Source organism: Herbiconiux sp. J20-20 (genome assembly GCF_057365085.1).
In genome coordinates this window covers 886,363-910,662 of the sequence record NZ_CP195122.1, presented here as the reverse complement: position 1 = coordinate 910,662, position 24,300 = coordinate 886,363, and the positions used below count along the sequence as shown (strand labels likewise).

The 24,300-nt window shown below is 70.8% G+C and carries 24 protein-coding genes; 16 read left to right on the top strand and 8 right to left on the bottom strand.

Annotated features, from left to right (window positions below):
* Window positions 1–67 precede the first annotated feature (67 nt).
* Both ACR3ZA_RS04415 and ACR3ZA_RS04410 read left to right on the top strand, forming a co-directional pair.
* A complete protein-coding gene (locus tag ACR3ZA_RS04415) occupies window positions 68–1,141 on the top strand; it encodes an NAD(P)H-dependent glycerol-3-phosphate dehydrogenase (protein ID WP_473660544.1) in 1,074 nt (357 codons plus the stop codon).
* Window positions 1,141–2,232 (top strand): D-alanine--D-alanine ligase, encoded by a 1,092-nt coding sequence (locus tag ACR3ZA_RS04410; RefSeq protein WP_473660543.1) that lies wholly within the window; start codon window positions 1,141–1,143, stop codon window positions 2,230–2,232. Before ACR3ZA_RS04415 ends, ACR3ZA_RS04410 begins: the two co-directional genes overlap by 1 nt.
* Window positions 2,233–2,241: 9 nt before the next feature.
* Here the strand turns inward: ACR3ZA_RS04410 and ACR3ZA_RS04405 are convergent, their stop codons facing one another.
* Window positions 2,242–2,781: a DUF3515 family protein gene (locus ACR3ZA_RS04405; RefSeq protein ID WP_473660541.1), complete on the bottom strand. Its 540-nt coding sequence runs from the start codon at window positions 2,779–2,781 to the stop codon at window positions 2,242–2,244.
* A gap of 23 nt (window positions 2,782–2,804) precedes the next feature.
* Here ACR3ZA_RS04405 and ACR3ZA_RS04400 point away from each other — a divergent pair, with 23 nt between their 5' ends.
* Together ACR3ZA_RS04400 and ACR3ZA_RS04395 are read left to right on the top strand one after the other, a co-directional pair.
* A complete protein-coding gene (locus ACR3ZA_RS04400) occupies window positions 2,805–3,788 on the top strand; it encodes a thiamine-phosphate kinase (protein WP_473660539.1) in 984 nt (327 codons plus the stop codon).
* Window positions 3,789–3,839: 51 nt separating this feature from the next.
* On the top strand, window positions 3,840–4,775 hold the full coding sequence (locus ACR3ZA_RS04395; protein ID WP_473660537.1) for a DUF4862 family protein: 936 nt from the start codon (window positions 3,840–3,842) through the stop codon (window positions 4,773–4,775).
* Here ACR3ZA_RS04395 and rsmD read toward each other — a convergent pair.
* Entirely contained in the window at window positions 4,735–5,328 is a 594-nt protein-coding gene (rsmD, locus tag ACR3ZA_RS04390) for a 16S rRNA (guanine(966)-N(2))-methyltransferase RsmD (protein ID WP_473660535.1), read from the bottom strand. The genes ACR3ZA_RS04395 and rsmD overlap by 41 nt on opposite strands.
* Before the next feature lie 121 nt (window positions 5,329–5,449).
* Between rsmD and ACR3ZA_RS04385 the strand changes: the two genes are divergently transcribed.
* A complete protein-coding gene (locus ACR3ZA_RS04385) occupies window positions 5,450–7,657 on the top strand; it encodes a DEAD/DEAH box helicase (protein WP_473660533.1) in 2,208 nt (735 codons plus the stop codon).
* Window positions 7,658–7,699: 42 nt separating this feature from the next.
* On the top strand, window positions 7,700–8,188 hold the full coding sequence (coaD, locus tag ACR3ZA_RS04380; RefSeq protein ID WP_473660531.1) for a pantetheine-phosphate adenylyltransferase: 489 nt from the start codon (window positions 7,700–7,702) through the stop codon (window positions 8,186–8,188).
* A 12-nt stretch (window positions 8,189–8,200) separates the two neighbouring features.
* Here coaD and glpK read toward each other — a convergent pair whose 3' ends face one another.
* Window positions 8,201–9,712 carry a glycerol kinase GlpK gene (gene glpK, locus ACR3ZA_RS04375; protein WP_473660529.1) on the bottom strand — a complete coding sequence of 504 codons (1,512 nt, stop codon included), beginning with the start codon at window positions 9,710–9,712 and terminating at the stop codon, window positions 8,201–8,203.
* 104 nt (window positions 9,713–9,816) lie between these two features.
* Complete coding sequence (locus tag ACR3ZA_RS04370) at window positions 9,817–10,785, bottom strand: sugar-binding domain-containing protein (protein ID WP_473660527.1); 969 nt, start codon at window positions 10,783–10,785, stop codon at window positions 9,817–9,819.
* Window positions 10,786–10,892: 107 nt separating this feature from the next.
* Here ACR3ZA_RS04370 and ACR3ZA_RS04365 point away from each other — a divergent pair, with 107 nt between their 5' ends.
* The 3 genes from ACR3ZA_RS04365 (at window position 10,893) to ACR3ZA_RS04355 (ending at window position 15,093) form a co-directional block, all read left to right on the top strand.
* Window positions 10,893–12,602 carry an FAD-dependent oxidoreductase gene (locus ACR3ZA_RS04365; protein WP_473660525.1) on the top strand — a complete coding sequence of 570 codons (1,710 nt, stop codon included), beginning with the start codon at window positions 10,893–10,895 and terminating at the stop codon, window positions 12,600–12,602.
* Between the two features lie 203 nt (window positions 12,603–12,805).
* Window positions 12,806–14,656: a dienelactone hydrolase family protein gene (locus ACR3ZA_RS04360; protein ID WP_473660523.1), complete on the top strand. Its 1,851-nt coding sequence runs from the start codon at window positions 12,806–12,808 to the stop codon at window positions 14,654–14,656.
* A gap of 137 nt (window positions 14,657–14,793) precedes the next feature.
* The gene (locus ACR3ZA_RS04355) at window positions 14,794–15,093 is read left to right on the top strand and encodes a YciI family protein (protein WP_473660521.1); all 300 of its coding nucleotides are present in this window, start codon (window positions 14,794–14,796) and stop codon (window positions 15,091–15,093) included.
* A gap of 13 nt (window positions 15,094–15,106) precedes the next feature.
* Here ACR3ZA_RS04355 and ACR3ZA_RS04350 read toward each other — a convergent pair whose 3' ends face one another.
* Window positions 15,107–15,340 (bottom strand): DUF4287 domain-containing protein, encoded by a 234-nt coding sequence (locus tag ACR3ZA_RS04350; RefSeq protein ID WP_473660520.1) that lies wholly within the window; start codon window positions 15,338–15,340, stop codon window positions 15,107–15,109.
* 73 nt (window positions 15,341–15,413) lie between these two features.
* Window positions 15,414–15,845 (bottom strand): nitroreductase/quinone reductase family protein, encoded by a 432-nt coding sequence (locus tag ACR3ZA_RS04345; RefSeq protein WP_473660518.1) that lies wholly within the window; start codon window positions 15,843–15,845, stop codon window positions 15,414–15,416.
* A 63-nt stretch (window positions 15,846–15,908) separates the two neighbouring features.
* On the opposite strand from ACR3ZA_RS04345, the gene fgd reads away from it, so the two are divergent.
* The gene (gene fgd, locus ACR3ZA_RS04340) at window positions 15,909–16,931 is read left to right on the top strand and encodes a glucose-6-phosphate dehydrogenase (coenzyme-F420) (protein ID WP_473660516.1); all 1,023 of its coding nucleotides are present in this window, start codon (window positions 15,909–15,911) and stop codon (window positions 16,929–16,931) included.
* A 36-nt stretch (window positions 16,932–16,967) separates the two neighbouring features.
* On the opposite strand, the gene ACR3ZA_RS04335 is transcribed toward fgd, so the two are convergent.
* Complete coding sequence (locus ACR3ZA_RS04335) at window positions 16,968–17,399, bottom strand: winged helix-turn-helix transcriptional regulator (RefSeq protein ID WP_473660514.1); 432 nt, start codon at window positions 17,397–17,399, stop codon at window positions 16,968–16,970.
* A gap of 108 nt (window positions 17,400–17,507) precedes the next feature.
* Between ACR3ZA_RS04335 and ACR3ZA_RS04330 the strand changes: the two genes are divergently transcribed.
* Complete coding sequence (locus tag ACR3ZA_RS04330) at window positions 17,508–17,873, top strand: DoxX family protein (RefSeq protein WP_473660512.1); 366 nt, start codon at window positions 17,508–17,510, stop codon at window positions 17,871–17,873.
* A 7-nt stretch (window positions 17,874–17,880) separates the two neighbouring features.
* On the opposite strand, the gene ACR3ZA_RS04325 is transcribed toward ACR3ZA_RS04330, so the two are convergent.
* Window positions 17,881–18,351 carry a GNAT family N-acetyltransferase gene (locus tag ACR3ZA_RS04325; RefSeq protein ID WP_473660510.1) on the bottom strand — a complete coding sequence of 157 codons (471 nt, stop codon included), beginning with the start codon at window positions 18,349–18,351 and terminating at the stop codon, window positions 17,881–17,883.
* Between the two features lie 171 nt (window positions 18,352–18,522).
* Between ACR3ZA_RS04325 and ACR3ZA_RS04320 the strand changes: the two genes are divergently transcribed.
* From ACR3ZA_RS04320 to ACR3ZA_RS04300, 5 genes are all read left to right on the top strand, one after another.
* Window positions 18,523–19,560: a TIGR03557 family F420-dependent LLM class oxidoreductase gene (locus tag ACR3ZA_RS04320; protein WP_473660508.1), complete on the top strand. Its 1,038-nt coding sequence runs from the start codon at window positions 18,523–18,525 to the stop codon at window positions 19,558–19,560.
* On the top strand, window positions 19,557–20,348 hold the full coding sequence (locus ACR3ZA_RS04315) for a coenzyme F420-0:L-glutamate ligase (protein WP_473660507.1): 792 nt from the start codon (window positions 19,557–19,559) through the stop codon (window positions 20,346–20,348). Before ACR3ZA_RS04320 ends, ACR3ZA_RS04315 begins: the two co-directional genes overlap by 4 nt.
* Window positions 20,349–20,458: 110 nt before the next feature.
* Entirely contained in the window at window positions 20,459–21,790 is a 1,332-nt protein-coding gene (locus tag ACR3ZA_RS04310; RefSeq protein ID WP_473660505.1) for a DUF222 domain-containing protein, read from the top strand.
* A 251-nt stretch (window positions 21,791–22,041) separates the two neighbouring features.
* Window positions 22,042–22,962: an AAA family ATPase gene (locus ACR3ZA_RS04305; protein WP_473662278.1), complete on the top strand. Its 921-nt coding sequence runs from the start codon at window positions 22,042–22,044 to the stop codon at window positions 22,960–22,962.
* Between the two features lie 13 nt (window positions 22,963–22,975).
* A complete protein-coding gene (locus ACR3ZA_RS04300) occupies window positions 22,976–24,268 on the top strand; it encodes a DUF58 domain-containing protein (RefSeq protein WP_473660503.1) in 1,293 nt (430 codons plus the stop codon).
* Window positions 24,269–24,300 lie beyond the last annotated feature (32 nt).

Here is a 24,300-nt window from a genome sequence, read left to right as displayed (position 1 = left end):
GCGAGCGATCGGACACGGCAGAATGGGGGCGGTGGTCTTGCGAGGGCGAGACCCGGAAGGCGGATGCGTGACCCAGACCCAGGCCGATGGCGCCACGGCATACCCTCGGACCACGCCGTTGCCGGTTGTTCCGCCGGGGACGCGCCGCGTCGCGGTGCTCGGTGCCGGCTCGTGGGGCACGACCTTCGCGAAGATTCTCGCCGACGGCGGCTCGAGCGTGTCGATCTGGGCCCGCCGCCCGGAGCTCGCGCGCGAGATCACGCAGTCGCGCCGCAACTCCGACTACCTGCCCGGCGTGAACCTGCCGCGCGGGCTGTGGTCGAGCTCGCGCCTGCCGGATGTGCTGGAGGGCGCCGAGCAGGTGTACCTGAGCGTGCCGAGCCAGTCGCTGCGCGAGAACCTGCGCATCGTGCGCGAGCTGATCCCCGAGGGGGTGCCGGTCGTCTCGCTCATGAAGGGGGTCGAGCGCTCGACGCGGCAGCGCATGAGCGAAGTCATCCAGCAGGAGCTCGAGATCTCACCCGACCGCATCGCCGTGGTGTCGGGGCCCAACCTGGCGCTTGAGATCGCCAAGGAGCAGCCGACGGCCGCGGTCGTCTCGTCCACCAGCCTGGCCACGGCGACGGAGGTCGCCAAGGCGGCGACGAACCGTTACTTCCGCTCCTTCGTCAACACGGATGTGATCGGCACCGAGTTCGGCGGCGTGCTGAAGAATCTGATCGCCGTGGCGATCGGCATCGTGGACGGCGTCGGCTACGGCGAGAACACGAAGGCCTCGATCATCACGCGCGGCCTCGTCGAGATGACGGACTTCGCGGTCGCCTTCGGCGCCCGCCCCGAGACCCTCGCCGGCCTCGCGGGGCTCGGCGATCTGATCGCCACCTGCGAGTCGCCGCTCAGCCGCAACAACACGGCGGGACGTCTGCTCGGGCAGGGCTACGACTACCACGAGGTGATCGCGCAGATGAATCAGACCGCCGAGGGCATCGGCTCGGTCGCGCCGGTGCTGGAGCTCGCCGCCTCACGCGGCGTCGACATGCCGATCGTCTCGCAGGTGGCGGAGGTGCTCGCCGGAACCCTGGCTCCGAAGGACATCGCCCCGCATCTGACGACCGACGGCGGCGAACCGGAGGGCGAGTGATGACCACCTCACGGATCCGCGTCGCGCTGTTGTTCGGCGGTCGCTCGAGCGAGCACGCGATCAGCTGCGCGACCGCGGGCGGGGTGCTCGGCGCGATCGATCGAGACCGGTTCGAGGTGATCCCGGTGGGGATCACGCGCGAGGGCGCCTGGACGCTGCATCCCGACGATGCGGCCTCGCTCACCCTGCACGGGATGCCGGAGGTCGCCGACGACGGGTCGCGGGTTCACCTGCCGGATTCGGCGGCCAGCCGCGAGTGGACGGTCACCGACGCGGACGGCGTCACCCGGTCGCTCGGTGAGGTGGATGTCGCCTTCCCGATCCTGCACGGCCCGTTCGGCGAGGACGGCACGATCCAGGGCGCCCTCGAGCTGCTCGGGGTGCCCTACGTCGGCAACGGCGTGCTCGCCTCGTCGTTGGCGATGAACAAGCACTTCACCAAGAGCGTGCTGCTCGCGGCGGGCGTGAACGTCGCGCCGTGGGTGACGGTGACACGGGCGGCGCTCGCCGCTGACGCGGTGCTCTGGGATCGGCGCGTGCGCGCGCTCGGCCTGCCCGTGTTCGTGAAGCCCGCGCGCGCCGGGTCGAGCGTGGGCGTGACGAAGGTCTCCGACTGGGATGCCCTCGACGCGGCGCTGGAGATCGCGTTCGCGGAAGACCACCAGGTGCTCGTCGAGCAGGCGATCGTCGGCCGGGAGCTGGAGTGCGCCGTGCTGGAGGGGCGCCAGGGCGCCCCGACGCGGGTCAGCGTCGCGGGCGAGATCGTGGTCACCGGCCGCGCGTTCTACGACTTCGACGCCAAGTACCGCGATGTTCCCGGCGTCGAGCTGATCTGCCCGGCGGAGCTGGGCGAGGCAGAACTGGCGGAGATGCAGCGCATCGCCGCACGCGCCTTCGACGCGCTCGGGGGCGCGGGCCTGGCGCGGGTCGACTTCTTCTTCACCGGCACCGACTTCGTGGTGAACGAGGTCAACACGATGCCCGGGTTCACCCCGATCTCGATGTTCCCGAAGTGCTGGCTGGCGAGCGGTCTGAGCTACCCGGAGCTGATCGACGAGCTCATCGGCCTCGGGCTCGAGACCGCACGGTAGCGCGCGAGCCTACGGCGTGGGCACGGGTGTCGGTTCGTCATCGAGCTCGGCGTCGAGGTCGTCACCGGTGACGGTGTCGGCGAAGCCGGTGCACTCGCGGCCGTTCAGCGGGGTGAACGAGACCGCATTGGCGAGGTCGTCGAGGGCGACGCCCGCGCTGATGATCTCGGTGTTGACGGCGACCGAGACGGCGGGGTCGCGCCCGTAGCTGGTGTAGCGGTAGTTGGGGGCATCCGAGTCGTCGAGCAGCCACGAGATGCCCGTGCCCGGGATCTCGATGCACAACTGCGTCGACGGGCCCGGCACCTCGACGCCGCAGCGCAGGATGACGGCGACCGGATCCCCCCAGGCGCCGGTCGCCTGGGCGTCGGTCTCGAGCGCGTCGAGCGTGCCGACGGTGTCGGGCAGACGGACCGTGACGTTGGCGCAGTCGGGGTTGTTCGCATCCGGGGCCGCGTCGAGGCTGACCGTGGTGGCGCAGCCGCTCAGCGCGACGAGCAGCGGAAGAAGGAGCGCGAAACCGAGCGCGCGAGAGCGGCGTGAAGACATCCCGTTCAGGCTAGCGTGGGCAGATGGACACTCTCGGCTCGGTCGGCGAGATCGCGGTGCTGCAGCGCCTGTTTCCGCGCCTGCCCGAGGCGGAGTCGACCCTGGTCGGGCCGGGCGATGATGCCGCCGTGCTCGGGGTGCCGGACGGGCGCATCGTCATCACCACCGACACGATGGTGCAGGGGCCGGACTTCCGCCGCGCCTGGTCGGGGCCGTTCCAGCTGGGCTGGAAGGCGGCGGTGACGAACCTGTCCGATGTCGCGGCGATGGGCGCGCGCCCGACGGCCCTGCTGGTGGCGCTCATCGCGCCGGCCGACACCCCCGTGACCGAGCTGGAGGAGCTGGCTGACGGCTTCCGGGAGGCGTGCGACGCGCTCGCGCCCGGCTGCGGGGTCGTCGGGGGAGACCTCTCGGTCGCGGACTCGCTGACGCTCGCGATCACCGCCTTCGGCAGCCTCGACGGGCGCGCGCCGGTGCTGCGCTCGGGCGCGCGACCGGGCGACGTGGTCGCGGTGAGCGGTGCGCTGGGGCTCGCCGGGGCGGGCATCCGGCTGCTCTTCGAGCGCGGGGTGGATGCCGAGGGCGAGCCGAGTTCCGCCGCGGCGACCGCGCTGCGCCCCGAGTTCGATGCGGTGCTGGATGCGCAGCTCACTCCGCGCTCGCCGATCGGCGACGGTGCGCTGGCGGCGGATGCCGGAGCGACGGCGATGCTCGATGTGAGCGACGGCCTCGTGCTCGACGCGCGCCGCATCGCGCGTGCCTCCGGGGTGCGGATCGACTTCCGCGCCGCCGACCTCGACACCGGGGTCGTGGCGCTGGAGCGGGTGCTGCACGGCGGCGAGGATCACGCCCTGCTGGCGACGTTCCCCCCGGGCGCGCGCCTGCCCGGCGGGTTCCGCGCGATCGGCTCCGTCGTGGACGGCGACGGCGTCACCCTCGACGGCGAGGCGCTCGACGAGCGCGGCGGCTGGGATCCCTACGCCGACTGGGACGGCGCCTCGGGCTGAGCCGTTGCGGGTGCGGCGTGCATAGGATCGCTTCGGGCCCGGTGCGGGCGCATGACAGATCGGTGGGTTCTCGTGACGTTCATGGTGAGTGTGTATCCGCTCGCGGGTCGTCGGTCGCCTGACGAGGTGCGCGAGATCCTGCGCGCCGCGAGCGAACTGCCCGAGCAAGATCCGTGGGAGGTCGCCTGGCTCTCCAGTGGCTGGGGGGACCTGCCGTGGGTGGACGCGCTCGGCGAGCAGCGCGAGGTGGTCGTGACGACGATGCCGCGCGTGGTGGCCGAGTTCCGTTCGGGTGCTGGCATCGCCGCGAGCGACTCGGAGCAGCGGACCCGCGGCCTTGCGACCGTGGCCGAACTGCGCGATGCCGTCGCGAAGCTTCATGACTCCGTTGGCCGCCGGATGGTGCGCGGCGTGATGGTGCATGCGGCACCGCGTCGCGAGACATGGTCCGCGGAGGCACTCGCCGCCTCGCTCGCCGAGATCGCCGGCTGGGAATGGGAGGGCGCCGAGCTGATGCTCGAGCATGTGGACGCACTGATGCCCTCGCACGAGCCGGCGAAGGGGTTCGGGCCGCTCAGCTCCGAGGTTGCGGCGATCCGAGATGCCGCGGTGCCGATCCGGATCGCGTTGAACTGGGGCCGTTCGGCGATCGAGCTGCGGGACGGGGATCTCGTTCGCCGGCACATCGACGAGGTGCGCGACGCCGGACTGCTGGCGGGGGTGATGTTCTCCGGGGTGAGCGACGAGAGCAGCGGATGGGGCGCGCCTTTCGCCGACGGTCACCTCCCCTCCGAGCTGACGGAGCCCGCGTCGATCCTGACGGCGGAACGCATCACGGCTGCCGTTGAGGCCGCGCAGGGTGAGGGCTTTGTCGGGGTGAAGATGACCTGGCCGCAGCTCCCCGCAGCCGACGCCGTGGCGGCGCTCGGGGCCGAGATCGATCAGCTCAGGCGGATCGCGGCGCCGCTGGATCGTCGGCGCGACTGACCCAGTAGAGGGCGGTCTCGCCGTAGTTCTTCTGCCGTTCGAGCTCGAACCCGCTGGGCCACTCCGGTTCCGGGTCGCGGGCCGAGCGCTCGATCACGACGATCGCGTCGGGTGCGAGGCGCGGGGCGAGCAGTTCGAGGTCATGTCGCAGGGCCGCGTTGTCGAGCTCGTACGGCGGATCGATGAACACCAGATCGAACGACGCCGCGGCGCCCACGAGATAGGCGGTGACCGACTGGCTCGACACCGTGATCTCGGGGCTCTCGCCGCGCGGCGCGGCCCGCGTGATGGTCGCCGCATTGGCCCGCATCACGCGCGTCGCGGCGGGCGACTTGTCGACCAGCACGACGCGGCGGGCGCCGCGGCTGGCCGCCTCGAGGCCGAGCGCACCGGAGCCGGCGAACAGATCGAGCACCTGGGCGCCGTCGAGGGCATCCCGCGCCTCGAGCGCCGAGAAGATCGCCTCGCGCACCCGGTCGCTGGTGGGGCGGGTGCCGCTCGTCGGAACCGTCAGCCGAAGGCTCCCCGCGAACCCCGCGATGATGCGCGTCATGCCCCCACGCTACCGGCGCGGCCCCCTCCCATTTCGATGGTGCCAATTCAGCTTGGCGCCAAGCTCAATTGGCACCATGTTTTCGGGGGTGCGGGTCGGCGGGCGCCGGTAGCCTCGAAGCGTGGATGCGTCGGGAGCGGACCCGCTGGAGCAGCGGCTGGTGGCGGTGCTCGGCGACCGCACCGCGAAGGCGCTCGAGAAGGCCTTCGGGTATCGCACGGTCGGCGAGTTCCTGGCCCACTACCCGCGGCGATATGCCCGCCGCGGCGAGCTGACGGCGATCAGCGAGCTCGCCCTCGACGAGTCGGTCACCATCGTGGCCGAGGTGCGCAGCGTGCAGGAGCGCTCGATGCGCAACCGCAAGGGCAGCATCCTCGAGGTGGTGATCAGCGACGGTCGCAGCCACCTCACCCTCACCTTCTTCAACCAGGGCTGGCGCGCGAAGGAGCTGCAGCCCGGGGCGCGCGGCATCTTCGCCGGCAAGGTGGGGGAGTACCGCGGGGCGCGGCAGCTTGCCCACCCCGACTACGAGCTGTTCGAGGAGGCGGATGCCGCCGGCGGCGCGCTCGCGACGACGACCGCGGGCGCCGAGCAGCACGCACGTGCGTGGGCGGAGCAGCCCATCCCGCTGTATCCCGCGACCTCGACGCTCGCGAGCTGGCAGCTGCAGCGCGCGCTCGGCGTCATTCTCGACACCCTTCCTGAGCTCGACGACCCGGTGCCGGCGTCGGTGCGCGAGTCCCGCAGACTGCTGACCTTCCGCCGGGCGCTCGAGCTGGTGCACCGGCCGAGCACCGACGCCGAGTGGCGGGCGGCGCAGGATGCGCTGCGCTTCCAGGAGGCCTTCGTGCTGCAGGCGGCGCTGCTCGCCCAGCGCGCCGAGAGGCGAGCCGAGGCGGCGACGCCGCGCGAGCCGGGACCGCGGGTGGCCGAGTTCGAGGCAGCGCTGCCGTTCGAGCTGACCGGCGATCAGCGCGCCGTCGGCGCGGAGATCCAGGCGGAGCTGGCGGCGGGCATCCCGATGAATCGTCTCGTGCAGGGCGAGGTCGGCTCCGGCAAGACGCTCGTGGCGCTGCGGGCGATGCTGACCGTGGTCGACGCGGGCGGGCAGGCGGCGTTCCTCGCCCCCACCGAGGTGCTCGCGGCGCAGCACCTGCGCTCGATCGTGGCGAGTCTCGGCCCCGACCTGGCGGCCCGGGTGCGGCCGATCCTGCTGACCGGTCAGCTGCCCGCCGCCGACCGCAAGCGCGCGCTGCTGGCCGCGGCCTCCGGAAGCGCCGGGATCGTCGTGGGCACGCACGCGCTGATCGGCGACACCGTCCAGTTCGCCGACCTCGGCCTGGTGGTGGTCGATGAGCAGCACCGCTTCGGGGTCGACCAGCGCGAGGCGCTGCGCCTGAAGGGACGCAGCCCGCACGTGCTCGTGCTGACGGCGACGCCGATTCCGCGCACCGTGGCGATGACGGTATTCGGCGATCTCGACGTCTCGACGATCCGCGAGCTCCCCGCCGGGCGCACGCCGATCGCGAGCCACCTGGTGGCGCTCGCCGAGCATCCGCAGTGGGAGCAGCGGATCTGGCAGCGGCTCGCCGAGGAGCTCGCGCAGGGCCGTCAGGGCTTCGTGGTGTGTCCGGCCATTGACGCGACCGAGGTCGAGGAGCAGCCGGTGGAGGCAGCCGATGCGCAGGCCTCTGCGGAGGGAGCGTCGCCTCGCCCGCCCGCCGCGGTGGAGACGGTGCTGGCCGAGCTCCGGACGCATCCGGCGCTGGCAGGGCGCCGCATCGAACCGCTGCACGGGCGCATGTCGAGTGAGCAGAAGGACGCCACGATGCGCGCCTTCGCCGCGGGCGAGATCGACGTGCTCGTCGCGACGACGGTGATCGAGGTCGGTGTCGATGTGCCGAACGCCTCCACCATGGTCGTGCTCGACGCCGACCGCTTCGGGGTGGCGCAGCTGCACCAGCTGCGCGGCCGGGTGGGTCGCGGCGGCGTTCCCGGGCTGGCACTCTTCGTCACGCACGCCGAGCCGGAGTCGATCGCGCTGGAGCGCGTCGCGGCGGTCGCTGCGACCATCGACGGCTTCGAGCTGGCGCAGGTCGACCTCGAGCTGCGCCGCGAGGGCGACGTGCTCGGTCGGGCGCAGTCCGGCGGACGCTCGTCGCTGAAGCTGCTGCGCGTCGCACGCGACGGCGACCTCATCGCCGAGGCGCGGGAGCTGGCATCCGAGGTGCTGGAGGCGGATCCGACCCTGCAGGGGCAGCCGGCGCTCGCCGCCGCGCTCGCCCGGCGGCTCGACGATGCCGAGCGCGCGTTCCTCGCGAAGTCGTAGTCGGTCACGAACAGGTCACGGCGACCGGCTAGGGTGTGACGCATGAAGCGCATCGCGGTCGTCCCGGGCTCATTCGATCCGGTCACGCTGGGGCACATCGACGTGATCGAGCGTGCGGCGAACATGTTCGACGAAGTGCACGTCCTCGTCGTGCACAACCCCGACAAAGCGGCCCTGCTGCCGATCGCGCAGCGCGTCTCCCTGATTCAGGAGTCGATCGCCGAGGCCGAGCTGACGGGGAACATCCTCGTCACCAGCTGGAGCGTCGGGCTGCTCGTCGACTACTGCACCGATGTCGGGGCGAGCGTGCTCGTGAAGGGCATCCGCTCGCAGGTCGACGTGGCGTACGAGACGCCGATGGCGATCGTCAACCGCAACCTCGCCGGCGTCGAGACGGTGTTCCTGCTGCCCGACCCCGCCCACGCGCACGTGTCGAGCTCGCTCGTGCGCCAGGTGGCGGCGCTCGGCGGCGACGTCGCGCCGTACGTGCCGCGCGCCGTCGCCGACTTCCTGCAGTCCGAGCGCGAGTAGCGCCCGCGGCCGCTACGCCGAGGCGGGGTCGACCCAGTCGAAGGTGCGGGTGACGGCCTTGTGCCACTCGGCGAGCCGGCGCGCGCGCTCGGGCTCCTCCATCGCCGGCTCCCAGCGCTTGTCCTCCTGCCAGAGCGTGCGAAGCTCGTCGAGGTCCTTCCAGAACTCGACGGCGAGCCCGGCCGCGTAGGCGGCCCCGAGCGCGGTGGTCTCGGCGACGACGGGACGGATCACCGGAACGCCGAGGATGTCGGCCTGGAACTGCATGAGCGCTTCGTTGGCCACCATGCCGCCGTCGACCTTCAGCTCGGTCAGCGGGACCCCGGTGTCGGCGTTGGCCGCGTCGAGCACCTCGCGGGTCTGGAACCCGGTCGCCTCGAGCGCCGCGCGCGCGATGTGGCCCTTGTTGACGTAGCGGGTGAGTCCGACGATCGCGCCGCGGGCGTCCGGACGCCAGTAGGGGGCGAACAGCCCGGAGAAGGCGGGAACGAAGTACACGCCGCCGTTGTCCTCGACGCTGGCCGCGAGCGTCTCCACCTCCGGCGCGGAGGAGATGAGTCCCAGGTTGTCGCGCAGCCACTGCACGAGCGAGCCGGTCACCGCGATCGACCCTTCGAGGGCGTAGCGCGGGGCCTCGTCGCCGAGGCGGTAGGCGACCGTCGTGATGAGTCCGTGCGTCGAGTTGACGATCTCGTCGCCGGTGCCGACGATCAGGAAGTTGCCGGTGCCGTAGGTGTTCTTCGACTCGCCGCGCTCGAACGCCGCCTGGCCGAAGGTGGCGGCCTGCTGGTCGCCCAGGATGCCGGCGATCGGCACCCCGCGCAGCAGGCTCGACTCCTCGACGTCGCCGTACACCTCGGAGGAGGAGCGGATCTCGGGCAGCATCGCGCGCGGGATGTTGAAAGCCTCGAGCAGCTCGTCGCTCCAGGAAAGCGTCTCGAGATCCATCAGGAGCGTGCGGCTGGCGTTCGTCACGTCGGTGGCGTGCACGCCGCCGTCGGGTCCGCCGGTGAGGTTCCAGAGCAGCCAGCTGTCGGTCGTGCCGAACAGCAGCTCGCCGGTCTCGGCGCGCGCACGGGCACCGTCCACGTTGTCGAGGATCCAGGCGATCTTGGTCGCCGAGAAGTAGGTCGCCAGGGGCAGCCCGGTCTGCTTCTTGAACCGGTCGGTGCCGCCGTCGGCGGCGAGGGCGTCGACGAGGTCCTGGGTGCGGGTGTCCTGCCAGACGATCGCGTTGTGGATCGGCTTGCCGGTCTTGCGCTCCCACACGACGGCGGTCTCGCGCTGGTTGGTGATGCCGACCGCGGAGATGTCGTGGCGCGTGATGTCGGCCTTCGAGAGGGCGATGCCGATGACTTCGCGCGTGTTCGTCCAGATCTCGGCGGCGTCGTGCTCGACCCAGCCGGCCCGGGGAAAGATCTGCTCGTGCTCGCGCTGTCCGCTGGAGACGACGCGGCCGGCGTGATCGAACACGATGGCGCGGGTGCTCGTGGTGCCCTGGTCCAGGGCGACGATGTACGACATGCGGCGGAAACTCCTTTGTCTGCGAGTGCTGGCGCGAGCGAGCGTTGGGGCCAAACTACCCATGTCGGAATCTGTGCACCACCTGGTGCACGGATGTGCAGCGACTACGCATCACCGACGAGTCGACGGGCGAGGCCTTCGTCGATCACGAGGTCGGTCATGAGCTGCGCGGCGAGCGCCCCGCGCAGACTTGCGAGCTTCTGCGAGCCGGAGACGACGCACACGCGTCGCGCGACGCGGCGCAGCCGATCGAAGTGCACCCCGGTTCCGCGGGCGTTGAGCGCCACATCCTTCCAGCTGCCGTCCTGGCGGTAGAAGACAGTCGCGACGTCGCCCACGACCTTGTCGGCGCTGAGCGAGCGGTAGTCCTGGGAGTCCAGATAGCCGCCGATGTAGACGTGGCTCGGCACCTCGGCGAACGGGGATCCGAGGCCGAAGACGGCGACGTCCATGCGGGACTGGATCTCGAGCACGCGCTTGGTGCTGCGCTCGCGCCACAGCGCCTCCTTGGTGCGCGGGTCGTCGAAGAAGGCCGGCACGGGGAACTGCTGGATCTGCGCCGAGAACGTCGACCCGAAGCGCTGCAGGATCTCGCTGGCATAGTCGATGCCGGTGGTCTGCGTGTTGCCGGCGCCGTTCAGCTGCACGATCACGGTGTTGTGCGTCTCTTTGCGCACCAGGTGCCGGCTGATGGCGCTCAGCGTCGATCCCCAGGCCACGCCGACCGTCATGTTGGAGTCGACGTAGCGGTTCAGCAGTCGTGCGGCGGTCATGCCGACGCGTTCCAGGCGGTCGACGTCGCTCGTGGTCTCGGGGATCGGGACGACGTGGGTCGTCACCTTGAAGCGCCGCGCGATCTCCTGCTCGAGCTGCCCGCCGCGCTCCAGGGGCGAGTTGATCTGGATGTCGACCAGGCCGGTGTCGCGGGCGTGGGCGAGCAGTCGGGAGACCGAGGATCGCGAGGTCTTCAGCTCGCGCGCGATGGCGTCCATCGTGAGGTTCTGCAGGTAGTACATCTGGGCCGCGGTGAGCGCGGCGCGCACTTTGAGGTCCTCCGCCGACTGTGCTGGCATGGCGATCCTTCCCGGTTCTGCACATCCGTTCACGCGGCTTGCGCGAATGTGCTCGGGTTCCCACGATAGACGACGACAGTGCCCACACTCCGAGGACGAGGATCGCAATGAAGCACGTGCCCACACCCGAACGCTCCGCCGTCACCTCTCTGCGAGCCGCCGGCCGCACGAGCGTCCTGATCGTCGGGGGCGGGATCAACGGCATTGCGACGTTCCGCGATCTGGCGATGCAGGGGGTCGATGTCGTGCTCGTCGAGCGCTCCGACTTCGCCTCCGGCGCCACCGCGGCCTCCAGCCACATGATCCACGGCGGCGTGCGCTACCTCGAGAACGGCGAGTTCCGGCTGGTGCGCGAGTCCGTGCAGGAGCGCAACTCGCTGCTCAAGATCGCGCCCCACTTCGTGCGGCCCCTGCAGACCACGATCCCGATCTTCTCGACCTTCTCGGGCATCCTCTCGGCGCCGCTGCGCTTCCTGCGTCACGGCTCGGGCCGACCGCAGGAGCGCGGGGCGGCGCTCATCAAGGTCGGGATGATGATCTACGACCTGTTCTCACGCGACGGCGGCAGCGTGCCGCGTCACAGATTCCTCGGCCGCGACGCCTCGCGTGCCGCATTCCCCGAGCTCGACCCGCGCGTCAAGTACACGGCGACGTACTACGACGCCTCGGTGCACGACCCGGAGCGACTGGCCCTCGACGTGCTCCTGGACGGCGTCGCGGCGCACAAGCGCGCGCACGCCGTCAACTACGTCGAGGCGATCGGCCTGGGCGCCAACGGCGTGCGGCTGCGCGACCAGGAGACCGGCGAGGAGTTCACGATTGCCGCCGATGTCGTCGTCAACGCGTCGGGGCCCTGGACGGACCTCACCAACGACGCCTTCGGGCGCTCCACCGAGCTGATGGGCGGAACCAAGGGCTCGCACATCGTGCTCGACAACCCCGAACTGCTCGCCGCGACCCACGGCAATGAGATCTTCTTCGAGCACTCCGACGGGCGCATCGTGCTGATCTACCCCCTCAAGGGCCGCGTGCTCGTCGGCACGACCGACATCGAGGCGGATCCTCGCGAGCGCGCCGTGTGCACCGAGGAGGAGGTCGACTACTTCTTCGACCTGATCGGTCACGTCTTCCCCGGCGTCGCGGTCGATCGCTCCGACATCGTGTTCCGCTACTCGGGCATCCGACCGCTTCCCAACCACGGCGATCTCGCACCGGGATTCGTGTCGCGCGACTACCACGTGGCGCTCGACCAGGTGGAGAATCGTCCGCCCGTGCTGAGCCTGGTCGGCGGCAAGTGGACGACCTTCCGGGCGCTCGGCGCCGAACTCGCCGACCGCGCCCTTGAGGTGATCGACCGCCCGCGCTCCGGCTCGACCGTGGGGGTGCCGATCGGCGGCGGGGCGGATTACCCGACCTCGCCGGAGGCGCGCCGCGAGTGGATGAGTCGGCACCTGCCGCGGCTCGACTCGGTGCGGCGCGAGGTGCTGTTCGAGCGCTACGGCACGCGGGCCGCCGCCGTGGCCGCCTTCATGGATGCAGGGACCGACACCCTGCTCGTCGGTGGCGCGCTGTCGAGGCGCGAGCTTGAGTACCTGGTGCGGCGTGAGCACGTCGTGCACCTGACCGATGTCGTGCTGCGCCGCACGAGCCTGGCGTTCACGGGCGGCGCGACCGCCGCCGTGCTCGACGAGCTCGGGCGCGCACTCGCCCCGATCCTCGGCTGGGATGACTTCGCGCTCGATCGCGAGATCGAGCAGTGCGCGGCCGAACTCGAGCGCTACCACGGCGTCGCCGTGCACGCGGCGACCGCCCCGTAGACCCCCAGACCCCGCGCTGCGTGCACGTTCGTGCATCTTCGCTGGAATGATGCCCAGTCCGGCGTCCCGCGGCAATAGCCTGCCGCAGGACGGTCGGAGCTGGACACCGGTTCGCACCGCGGTGCACCCCGCCGCGGACCGGAACACCCCAACCGCCGACGCGAGCGTGATCGCGTCATCCATAACAAGGGAGTTAGAGACCTATGAAACAAGGGCTGCTGAAGCGCAACAGCTTCTGGCTTGCACTATCACTCGTGGTCATGCTGGTGTCGGCGATCGTCGCCTCCGCCGTGCAGACCGCCGGCGGCACCGTCGCCGTCAAGGACCTGCAGTGGGAGACATCCTCCGGTCGCACGCTCAACGCGCTGCTGTTCAAGCCGGACACGGCCACCGCTGACAACCAGGCCCCGGCGATCATCGTCAGCCACGGCTGGTGGAACAACCGCGAGATGCAGGACGCCAACTACGTCGAGCTCGCGCGCCGCGGCTACGTCGTCATGTCGATCGACATGTACGGGCACGGCAACTCGGACCCGCTGCCCGCGGCCGAGCTCGCGGTGAACGGAACCGGCATGTACGACGCGGTCAAGCTGATCGCCGACCTGCCGTACGTCGACGTCGACCGCATCGGTGTCACGGGCCACTCGAACGGCGCCCGCGCCGCGAACTGGTCGGTGCCGATCGACAACGAGGCCGAGCAGCAGCTCATCGCCGCCGTGCTCCTGGTCGACAACGACCCGGTGTACTGGGATGCCGACTTCGCGTACACGAACATCTACGGCTCGCGTGATGTGGGCGTCATCGCCGCTCAGTACGACGAGTTCTTCTTCCGCAGCTACAGCCCCGAAGGGGCCGTTCTGACCCCGCCGCGGGAGTACCTGTCGACCGCCAACGCGCAGTCGTTCCTGCACTTCGGAACCGACCCGGCCGAGGCCGGCGACGTCCGCGAGGCCGGCGAGGTCTACACCGAGACGATCGACGGCGAAGAGGCGATGCGCGTCATCTACTCGATGCCGCAGACCCACCCCTGGTCGACGATCTCGTCGGGCGCCGTCGGACACCTCCTCGACTTCTTCGACGAGGCGCTCGGCGCACCGGAGGACATCGACTCGGGCTCGCAGGTCTGGCAGGTCAAGGAGTTCTTCACCGCTCTCGGCCTGGTCGGCTTCGGGATCTTCCTGGTCGCCTTCACCCGCGCCATGCTGTTCACGCGCGCCTTCGCGGCGCTCAAGGTCAGCGAGGCTCCCGCGATCGCGGCGCCGACTCGCAAGGGTCTCGCGTGGTTCTGGGGCGGCCTCGCCGTGTCGGCCGTCATCTCGGGCGTCAGCTACGTGTGGCTCAGCCAGCAGACCTGGCTCTACGGCACGTTCTTCAACTCGGCTCCGTCGATCTTCCCGCAGGGCGCGGTGTTCTTCATCGCCTTGTGGGCCGCGATCAACGGCGTGCTGGGCGCGATCATCATGGCGATCTCCTACGTCGCCTTCGGTCGCAAGAACGGCCTGAACCTGCGCGAGGCCGGCATGCTGCCGGGCTGGGGCAAGTTCTTCCACGGCGTCAGCCTCGCTGCGCTCACCGTGACCGCCGCCTTCGGTGTGGTCTTCGTTCTTGACTACTTCTTCAAGACCGACTTCCGCCTCTGGGTCATGGCGATCAAGTGGTTCCCCGCGGACAAGATCGGCTACGCGCTCATCGTGCTGCCGCTGTTCTTGATCTACTTCGTGGCGAACTCGGTTGCGATCAACGTGTTCAACCGCGTGACGCTTCGCGGCAAGGAGTGGCTGAACACGCTCCTGCTGGGTGTGTTCAACTCGCTCGCCCCGATCGTGCTCGTGGTGGCGCAGTACACGACCTTCGCGATCACCGGCTACACGATCGACGGCTTCGGCGGGATCTTCAGCATCTGGCTGTTCCCCGTCATCGTCATCCTGTTCGTGACGGCGGTCATCTCGCGCAAGATCTACCGCGCGACCGGCAACCCGTACATCGCGGGCATCATCAACGCGACCGTGGTCGCGCTGATGTCGGCGTCGAACACGCTGGTCACCACCTTCTAACTGAATAGCTCCGGTGGTGGCACCGGAGAGAAGGCCCCGGGCGCGTGAGCGTCCGGGGCCTTCGTGCGTCGTGGGCGGGCATTGCATGCGACGACCGCACGTCCTACGTTTCACACAGGCCTTCGAAGGAGCAAGCGATGCGTTTCATGATGTTCGTCTGTCCGCGCCCCGACTTCGAGCCGAGCGACGACCTCGGTCGCCGAACGGATGACTGGGTGGCGCGATTCGACGCGAGCGGACAGCGGGTGACCGGCGACATTCTTGCGGGCGAGGCGGATGGCGCGATCGTCGGCGACGGACCGCCCGACGCGACGGTGCACATCGCCGGCTTCGACATCCTGGAGTGCGCCAGCCTCGCCGAGGCGACCGACGTGGCGCAGGCGCATCCGATGGCCGAAGCCGGCTCGATCGTGGTCCGACCGTTCTGGGGTGGCTGAGCGCGCCCAGGGGCTAGTAGCCCTCGGGCTTGGTGGCGACGCCGTCGAGCCAGAGGTGGTTCTTCGGATCCGAATGGCTGCCGCCGCTGCCGACGTGCGCCTCGCTGATCGCCGCCCCGTTCTTGATGACGTGCACCATCGCCATGCCGTGCCCGCGACCGAGCCCGTACTCGTCGGCGAGCCAGGCGAGGATGACGCCCGCCTTCACGTCAGGGGAGTCGTAGCCGCGCGCCTGGCCGAGTTCCATCAGCGCGCGCGGGGTGAGGCCGGTCTTCGCCTCGACCGTGTCGAGGTACGCCTGGAAGGACGTGAGGTCGACTCTAGGTGCGGGGTTCGAGCCATACCAAGGGGATCTCGCGACGCGTTCTCGACTGGTAGCCGGCGTAGTTGCGGTGATCTCCGGTTACGATCGGCCACAGCTCCGCGCGCTCGGCGGGTGTGGCGACGCGGGCGTGCATCGTCTGGGGCTCCCCGCCCGTGAAAACGACCTCGACCTCGGGGTTCGCGACGAGGTTGAGATACCACGCCGGGTGCCGGTCGTCGCCGCCGCGGGAGGCGACGACGAGGATCGCGCCGCCGCGCTGCAGCGGCGAGCTCAGCATGGTCGCGCGCCGCTGCCCGCTCGAGCGGCCGATCGTCGTGAGCTCGAGCATCGGCATCCCGCTCGCGCGCCAGCCGAGGCGGCCGCCGGTGACCGCGAGCAGGAGGCGGTGCATCCGATTCATCAGATGCAGTGAACGATCGGCTGGCATGAGGATCCTTCCGCGAGGCGACTCTGCGAGACTAGAGGTTCGACCTGTTCGGAAAGGAACGCCATGGCTCCGCTCACCCTCGGCTACAAGGCCTCGGCCGAACAATTCGGTCCTCGCGAGCTGGTGGAGATCGCCGTCGCGGCCGAAGCGCACGGCATGGAGAGCGTCGCGGTGAGCGACCACTTCCAGCCGTGGCGGCACGAAGGCGGGCACGCGCCGTTCTCGCTCAGCTGGATGGCGGCGGTCGGGGAGCGCACGTCGAAGATCCGCATCGGCACGAGCGTGATGACGCCGACGTTCCGCTACAACCCGGCCGTGCTGGCGCAGGCGTTCGCCACGATGGGCGTGCTCTACCCGGAGCGCATCTTCCTCGGGGTCGGCTCGGGGGAGGCGCTCAACGAGATCGCCACCGGGTTCCGCGGCGCGGGCGAGCAGGACTGGCCCGAGTTCAAGGAGCGCTTCGCGCGCCTGCGCGAGGCCGTCGACCTGATGCGCGAGCTCTGGACGGGCGACCGGGTCAACTTCGCGGGCGAGTACTACTCGACGCACGATGCCTCGATCTACGACGTGCCCGAGGGGGGCATCCCCGTCTACATCGCGGCGGGCGGCCCGATGGTGGCGCGCTACGCCGGTCGCGCCGGCGACGGCTTCATCTGCACCTCCGGCAAGGGAATGGACCTCTACACGGAGCAGCTCATCCCCGCCGTGAAGGAGGGCGCCACGAAGGCTGAGCGCTCCTTCGATGCGATCGACCGGATGATCGAGATCAAGCTCTCGTACGACACCGACTACGACACCGCCCTGAACAACACGCGCTTCTGGGCGCCTCTCGCGCTCAGCAAGGAGCAGAAGCACGACATCACCGACCCGATCGAGATGGAGAAGGCGGCGGATGCGCTGCCGATCGAGCAGATCGCGTCGCGCTGGATCGTCGGCAACGATCCCGACGCGGTGGTCGCCGAGATCGCGCAGTACGTTGACGCCGGGCTCAACCACCTGGTCTTCCACGCGCCCGGTCACGACCAGCGCCGCTTCCTCGAGCTGTTCGAGCGCGACCTGGCGCCGCGTCTGCGCGCGCTCGGCTAGGCGCTCCGCCGCGCGCGCTCGGTCGAACTCGCGCGGCTACTCGCTGTGCTCCGCGTCGTACCGCTCGCGGTGGGCTTCGAGTTCGTCGATGTGGGTGTGCGCCCAGCGCACGAGGCCGAGCGCCGCGGGGATGAGCGTGGCGCCGAGCGGGGTCACGGTGTACTCCACGCGGGGCGGGATCTGCGGGTAGCTGATCCGCGAGATGAGCCCGTCGCGTTCGAGTGTGCGCAGCGTGAGGGTCAGCATGCGCTGCGAGATGCCCGGAATCGCGCGGTGCAGCTCGGTGAAGCGCATCGTGCCGGGTTCGAGCGTCGCGATCACGAGCAGGCTCCACTTGTCGCTCAGGCGGTCGAGCACGGCGCGCACGGGGGCGCTGTCGCGCGGCTCCCGGCCGCAGACCTGCTCCATGTCGATCTCGCGGGCGTCGCTCTCGGTGGCCGTCGGCTCGGCGTTCGGCTGTTCGGCCATTTCTTACCTCCGTGTGCGTCAGGCACCCTGCAGTGCGGTGAGGGCGTCGTGTAGGAATGTCTTTCGTTACTAACCGTAACTGACTCACGAAACGTAAGGAAACCCCGCATGGAAATCGCCGCCTGGATCACCTCCGGACTGCTCGCCGCCCTCTTCCTCATGGCCGGCGCGATGAAGCTCGCCACCCCCTTCGAGAAGCTGTCGACCCAGATGACCTGGGTGGCGCGCGCGAGCAAGCCGCTCGTGCGGTTCGTCGCCGTCGTGGAGGTGCTGGGAGCGATCGGGCTGATTCTGCCGCGCCTGACGGGCATCCTGCCGTGGCTCTCGGTGGCCGCGGCCGTGGGGCTGGCGCTCGTCCAGGTGCTCGCGATCATCGAGCACATCCGCTACAAGGAGTACAAGCTCCTGCGGACGAACTTCATCCTGTTGGTGCTCGCGGTCTTCACCGCCATCGCGCTGATCGTGGTGCTCTAGACCACGGTCAGTCGAGCTCGCGCGCGTAGTAGTAGGCGCGCTCGCCGGTCACCGGTTCGACCCCGTGGAAGCCGTGACGCTCGTAGAAGCGCTGCGCATCCACATCGGGCGCGTCGACCAGGATCTCGATCGCCGCGACCTGCGCGGCGGAGGCGTCGGCCAGGATGCGCTCGATGAGCGCGCCGCCGATGCCCTCGCCGCGCACCTCCGGCTCGACGTACAGATCGTCGAGCAGCCAGACCGGGGTCGCGTACCAGACGTTCGGGCGGCTGGTGAGAAGAGCGACGCCGCGGGCGGGCTCGCCGCCGAGGTAGGCGAGCGTGCCGTCGGTCGCCAGCATCTCGGAGAGCCGCTCGGTCAGCACCGGGATGCCCGGACTCTCGGTATCGAACTCGGTGTTGAAGTCGTGCAGGAGCTTCGCGACGGTCGCGGCCTCGGCGGGACTCGCGCGCTGGACGGGGGACGGCGTCGGTGCCATGCCCCCAGGGTACGTCGCACCCGCCGGTTGGGCCGGGAGCGCGGGTTGAGCCTGTCGAAACCCGCCGGTCTTGCCGGTTGAGCCTGTCGAAACCCGCCGGTCTTGCCGGTTGAGCCTGTCGAAACCCGCCCGCACCGCGCACCGCGCCCCGCAACGCGCCAGAATGGAGCAATGCCCCCCGAGACCGGCGCGTCGTCCCGCGCCGCGAACACGCGCCCCCACATCGGCTACGCCGCGCAGCTCGAGCAGTTCGCGCCCGCCGAGGCGGTCGCGCTCGCCGCGCTCGCCGAGCAGCACGGATTCACCGGCACCTCGGCATCCGACCACTTCCAGCCCTGGACCCCGCAGCAGGGGCAGGCCGGCTTCGTCTGGAACGTGCTCACCGCCGCCGCGGAGCGCACCGCGGGCGACATCGGCACCGGGGTCACCGCGCCGACCTTCCGCTACCACCCGGCGATGGTGGCCCAGGCCTCCGCGACGCTCGCCGCGATGTACCCGGGCCGGCACTGGCTCGGCGTGGGCAGCGGCGAGGCGCTCAATGAGCACGTCGTCGGCCAGTACTGGCCCGAGGCCCCCGAGCGCATCAACCGGATGTTCGAGGCGGTCGACGTCATCAAGAAGCTGTTCTCCGCCTCCGCAGCCGGGCGCGACGTGAAGCACGCGGGGGAGTTCTTCACCCTCGAGTCGACGAGGCTCTGGACGATGCCCGAGCAGGCGCCGCCGATCTACGTGGCCACCGCGGGGCCGCTGACCGCGCGCCGGGCCGGCCGCACCGTCGACGGGCTGATCACGGTCGGCTCGCCGGCCGAGAAGATCGCCCTGCTGTTCGAGCGCTTCGCCCAGGGCGCGCGCGAGGCGGGCCGCGATCCGGCGACGATGCCGCGCATCCTGCAGCTGCACGTCTCGTGGGCCGAGACCGACGAGCAGGCGATGACCAACGCGCTGACCGAGTGGCCCAACGGGGCGATGCCGTTCGGCAAGAGCGACGTGCGCTCGCCGTACGAGTTCATCCAGATCGCCCGGCTGGTGCGCCCGGAGGACTTCGAGGGACGGATGCTCGTGAGCTCCGATCCGGACGTGCACCGCGCGCACCTGCAGCGCTACCTCGATCTCGGCTTCGACCGCATCTACCTGCACAACGTCGGGCGCAACCAGCGCGAGTTCCTCGAGGTCTTCGGCCGTGAGGTCCTGCCGGGGCTGAGCCGATGAGCGACATGCGGCTGGAGGTATGGGGGCTGCCCGGCATCCCCGAGATCACGGTGGGCGACGATCTCGCGGCGATCATCGGCGACGCGCTGGATGCCGCAGGCGGCATGCGGGACGGCGACATCCTGGCGGTCACCTCGAAGGTCGTCTCGAAGGCCGAGGGGCGCGCGATCGCGGCGGCCGATCGCGAGGACGCGATCACCGCGCAGACGGTGCGGCTCGTCGCCTCGCGCCCGCACGCGAAGGGCGTGACGCGCATCGTCGAGAACCCGCTCGGGCTCGTCATGGCGGCGGCCGGCGTCGACGGCTCGAACGCCCCCGACGGGGTGGTGCTGCTGCTGCCGGAGGACCCCGACGCCTCCGCCCGCGCGCTCTGCGCCGCGCTGCGGGAGCGCTTCGGAGTCGAGCTCGGCATCGTGATCACCGACACGCTCGGACGTGCCTGGCGCATCGGCCAGACGGATGCGGCGATCGGCGCCGCAGGCCTCCGCGTCGTCGAGGACTGGCGCGGTCGCACCGACGCCAACGGGGTCGCCCTGGAGGCGACGATCGTGGCGGTGGCCGATGAGATCGCGGCGGCGGCCGACCTGGTCAAGGGCAAGGCGTCGGCGGTGCCGGTCGCGGTGGTGCGCGGCCTGGGGCACCTCGTGGGCGCGCTCGACGAGCCGGGCGCGCGGTCGCTGGTGCGGCCGGCCGAGGAGGACCTGTTCCGCGTCGGCTCGGACGAGGCCTGGAACGAGGGCTACGCGGCGGGAGTCCGCGACGCCGAGGGGCATCCGGTCGAGGAGTAGGGCAGCGCCTCGCGAGGGTGCGGGATGCGCATCGTCTCCTCCACAGCATCAAATGTGAGAACTTGTTCGAAACTCTCGAACATATGTTCGAACAGTGAGAAAATGGGGTCATGTCAGGCTCCCCGTCCTCGGTTCTTGCGGCCCCGCGCGTTCTGCGCGTGCCGCCCACCGAGGCGCTCGACCGGCTCACCGATCCGGAGCTGCTGGATCGTCAACGCGAGTTCGCGGCGCTGCGGCGCGAGATCGATGCCGGGGCCGCGCGGGTCGCCGCCGAGGTCGCCCGCCGCTCGGCCCGCGAGTTCGGCTACCAGGGCCTCGCCCAGCGGGAAGGGGCGCGCTCGCCGGAGCAGCTGCTCGAGCGTCTCGCGGGGGTGACGGCGGGGGAGGCGCGAGCCTTGGTGCGCGTCGGCGAGCTGATGGCGGCCTCGCAGGAGGCCGAGAGCGCGCCGCCTCTCATCGTGGCCGTCGACGCGGGGGAGCTGTCGGTGCGGGCGGCGGACGCGATCCGCTCCGGGCTCGGCGAGCCGGGCGACTCGGTCGACGCCGAGCGGCTGGCGGAGGCCGAAGCGCTGCTGGTGACCGTCGCCCCGGAGCTCTCGGTGCGGCAGCTCGCCACGGAGGCTCGCGCGATGCGCGACACGCTCGACGCGGACGGGGTGTCGAACCGCGAAGAGGCGCTTCGGCGGCAGCGGTTTCTGCGTCTGAGTCCGCAGCACGACGGCATGACCAAGCTGTCGGGGCTGCTCGACCCGGAGTCGGCCGCGCTCGTGACCGAGGCCTTCGACCTGGTGACGGCGCCGCGCCGCGGCGGTCCGCGATTCGTCGATCCCGAGGCGGTCGCGCGCGCCGAGACCGTGGTGCGCGATCCGCGCACCACCGGCCAGTTGATGCTCGACGCGTTCGTCGACATGGTGCGCATCGCGGGAGCCGCCGACCGCGGACGGGTGTTCGCCCAGCGGAGGCCCGGGGTGAGCATCCACGTCGACCGCCAGGCGCTCGTCTCCGGCGTCGGCGCCGCCACGCTGGAGGGCAACCGGGCGCGGGTCTCGATCGCCACCGCACAGCGGGTTGCCTGCGCGTCCGGTGCTGTCCCCATCGCCTTCGACGGCGACCGCGTTCTCGACGTGGGCCGCACCCAGCGCCTCTTCACCGAACGGCAGCGCGTCGCGCTCGCCGCGCGAGACGGCGGATGCCGCTGCCCCGGCTGCGACCGACCGCCGTCGTGGTGTGAGGCCCATCACCTCGACGGCTGGGCGGGCGGCGGACGAACCGATGTTGATCGGGGCGTGCTGCTGTGTAGGTTCCATCACCTCCTCGTGCACAACCAGGGGTGGCGGATCGATGAACGACCTCGCGCGGGCGGGCGGCCGGGCGAGCGAGAGCTTGTCGCGATTCCGCCACCGGAACGGCGGGAACCACCCCTGCCGATGCCGCGGCGGTAGCGGCGGTGTGCGAGGAATGGTCACAGAATTTGCCGAGTATCCACCCAGATTCGTTGTTGGCCTCCCACCTCGGTGGCAGACTCGCGAGGGTGAGAACCGAGCCTCAGGAGTCGGGTCGCGCGCGCAGCACTGCCGCTGACGACCGCTATTCGAACCCGCGTCCCGTCATCGTTCACGAGACCGAAAGCGGCGAGAGCGACGACGACGCGCTGGTCGGCGTCGCCGAGTTCGCCCTCGACGGTCGCGCGGTGATGGACGCGATCGAGACGGTCGTCGACGGCAAGCGCGAGGTCATCGAGCTCGCGGTGACCGTCCTGCTCGCCGAAGGGCACTTGCTGGTCGAGGACGTGCCCGGGGTCGGCAAGACGATGCTCGCCCGCGCACTCGCGAAGAGCGTCGACGGCACCATCTCGCGCATCCAGTTCACGCCTGACCTGCTGCCCTCCGACATCACCGGCGTCTCGATCTACGACCAGTCGCGCCACGAGTTCGAGTTCAAGCCCGGTCCGATCTTCGCCAACCTCGTCATCGGCGACGAGATCAACCGCGCGAGCCCGAAGACGCAGTCCGCCCTGCTGGAGAGCATGGAGGAGCGCCAGGTGAGCATCGACGGCACCAGCCGCGAGCTGCCGGACCCGTTCATCGTGATCGCCACCCAGAACCCGATCGAGATGGAGGGCACCTACGCGCTCCCCGAGGCGCAGCGCGACCGCTTCATGGCTCGCGTGACCATGGGGTATCCGGATGCCGCGAGCGAGGCCGCGATGCTGCGGCATCGCGCAACGCACAGCCCGCTCGCCGACCTGCAGCCGGTGATCTCGCTCGCACATCTTCGGCACATGGTCGAGACCGCGCGGAGGGTGTTCGTGAGCCCCGCGATCCGCCACTACGCGGTCGCCCTGGTCTCGGCCACGCGCAGCGAGCGCGACGTCCGCCTGGGCGCGAGCCCTCGCGCCACCCTGCAGCTGGCCCGGGCGGCCAAGGCCCGCGCGGCGCTGAACGGCCGCGACTTCGTCCTCCCCGACGACATCGATGCGCTGGCCGCCCCGGTGCTCGCGCACCGGCTCGTGCTCAGCCGCAGCACCGGCGCCGACCGCGCTGCCCAGACGGCGATCGAGATCGTGCAGCGCCTCGTCGCCACCACCCCCGTTCCGCTGGGCGGCGGAAGCTGACGGTCGGGCGACGATGACCGCCCGACGACCCGGTCGCTCGCGAGGCCTGCGACGGCGTCTCTCCATTCGCCTCACGACGCGCGCCGTCGTGACCCTCGCCCTGGTCTCCGCGGCGACCGTCGCCGGTTATGCGACCGGGCGCGCAGAGTTCCTGACCATCGCCGCCGCGGGCAGCGCGCTGCTGCTGGGGGCGCTGGTGTATCTGCGGATGCGTCGGCCACGGCTGCGCATTGAGCGCGAGTTCGATCCCGCGATCGCCGTCGCGGGCGACCCGGTGGAGGTGACGGTGCTGCTGCACAACACCGCCGCGGCACCCGCGCCGACCCTGGACTGCGAAGACGCGGTGCCGTGGGACGACGACCTCGTCGCGGTTCTCGTTCCGTCGATTCCGACCGGGTCGCCCGAGCGGCGCATGCGGCGGATGCGCTACCGCGCGCGTCCGCCACGGCGAGGTCGCTTCGAGCTCGGGCCGCTCATCGTCGAGTACGGCGACCCGTTCGGCATGGTGCGCGCGGTGGTGGCGACAACGGGCACCCATCCGCTCGTGGTGGTGCCCGATGTGGCTGACCTGCCCGCCGGGGGTCCCGCCTTCGCGGAGGGGGAGGGCGGCGCCCAGCTCGCCCAGCACCGCGCCCAGGGCAGCCATGACGATCTGACGACTCGCGAATACCGCTCGGGTGATGCGATTCGCCGAGTGCACTGGCGGGCCTCGGCGCGGCACGGCGAACTCATGGTGCGACACGAGGAGCAGCGCAGCCACCCCGACGTGCGGCTGGTGCTCGACACGCAGCGCGACGGCTACCCCGACGCGCTTCCTGATGGCGACCCGGCGCACGACGAGGCCTCGAGCGAGTCGTTCGAGTGGGCGGTCCGGATGCTCGCCTCCGTCGCCATCCACCTCGACGAGGAGGGCTTCACCGTCGCGATCGAAGAGACCACTGCGGCGCAGCTCGCGCCGATCGGATCCCGCTGGGAGGGGCGCGGCCGGATCGACGACTTCCTCGTCAGCCTCGCGGGCGTCGAGACGCGCTCCGGGCAGGGCCACCGGCCGTCCGCCGACGCGGAGGCGCTCGGCCCGGTGATCGCGGTCCTCGGCAACCCCGACCACGGCACGGTCGACTGGCTCGTTCGGCGGCGGTCGCCGCGGGATGCCGGGGTCGCCGTGCTGGTGGAACCGGCCGAGACCGTGCTGCTGAGGCTCCGCGAGGCGGGCTGGGCGACGGTGGTCGCGCGCGTCACCGACGACCCGGCGGAGGTCTGGGCTCGCGTGAGCGGCTCTGTGGAGTTCGCCGATGTCGACGACTGAGCGGAGGCCCGCGCGGCCGACCGTGCGACGAG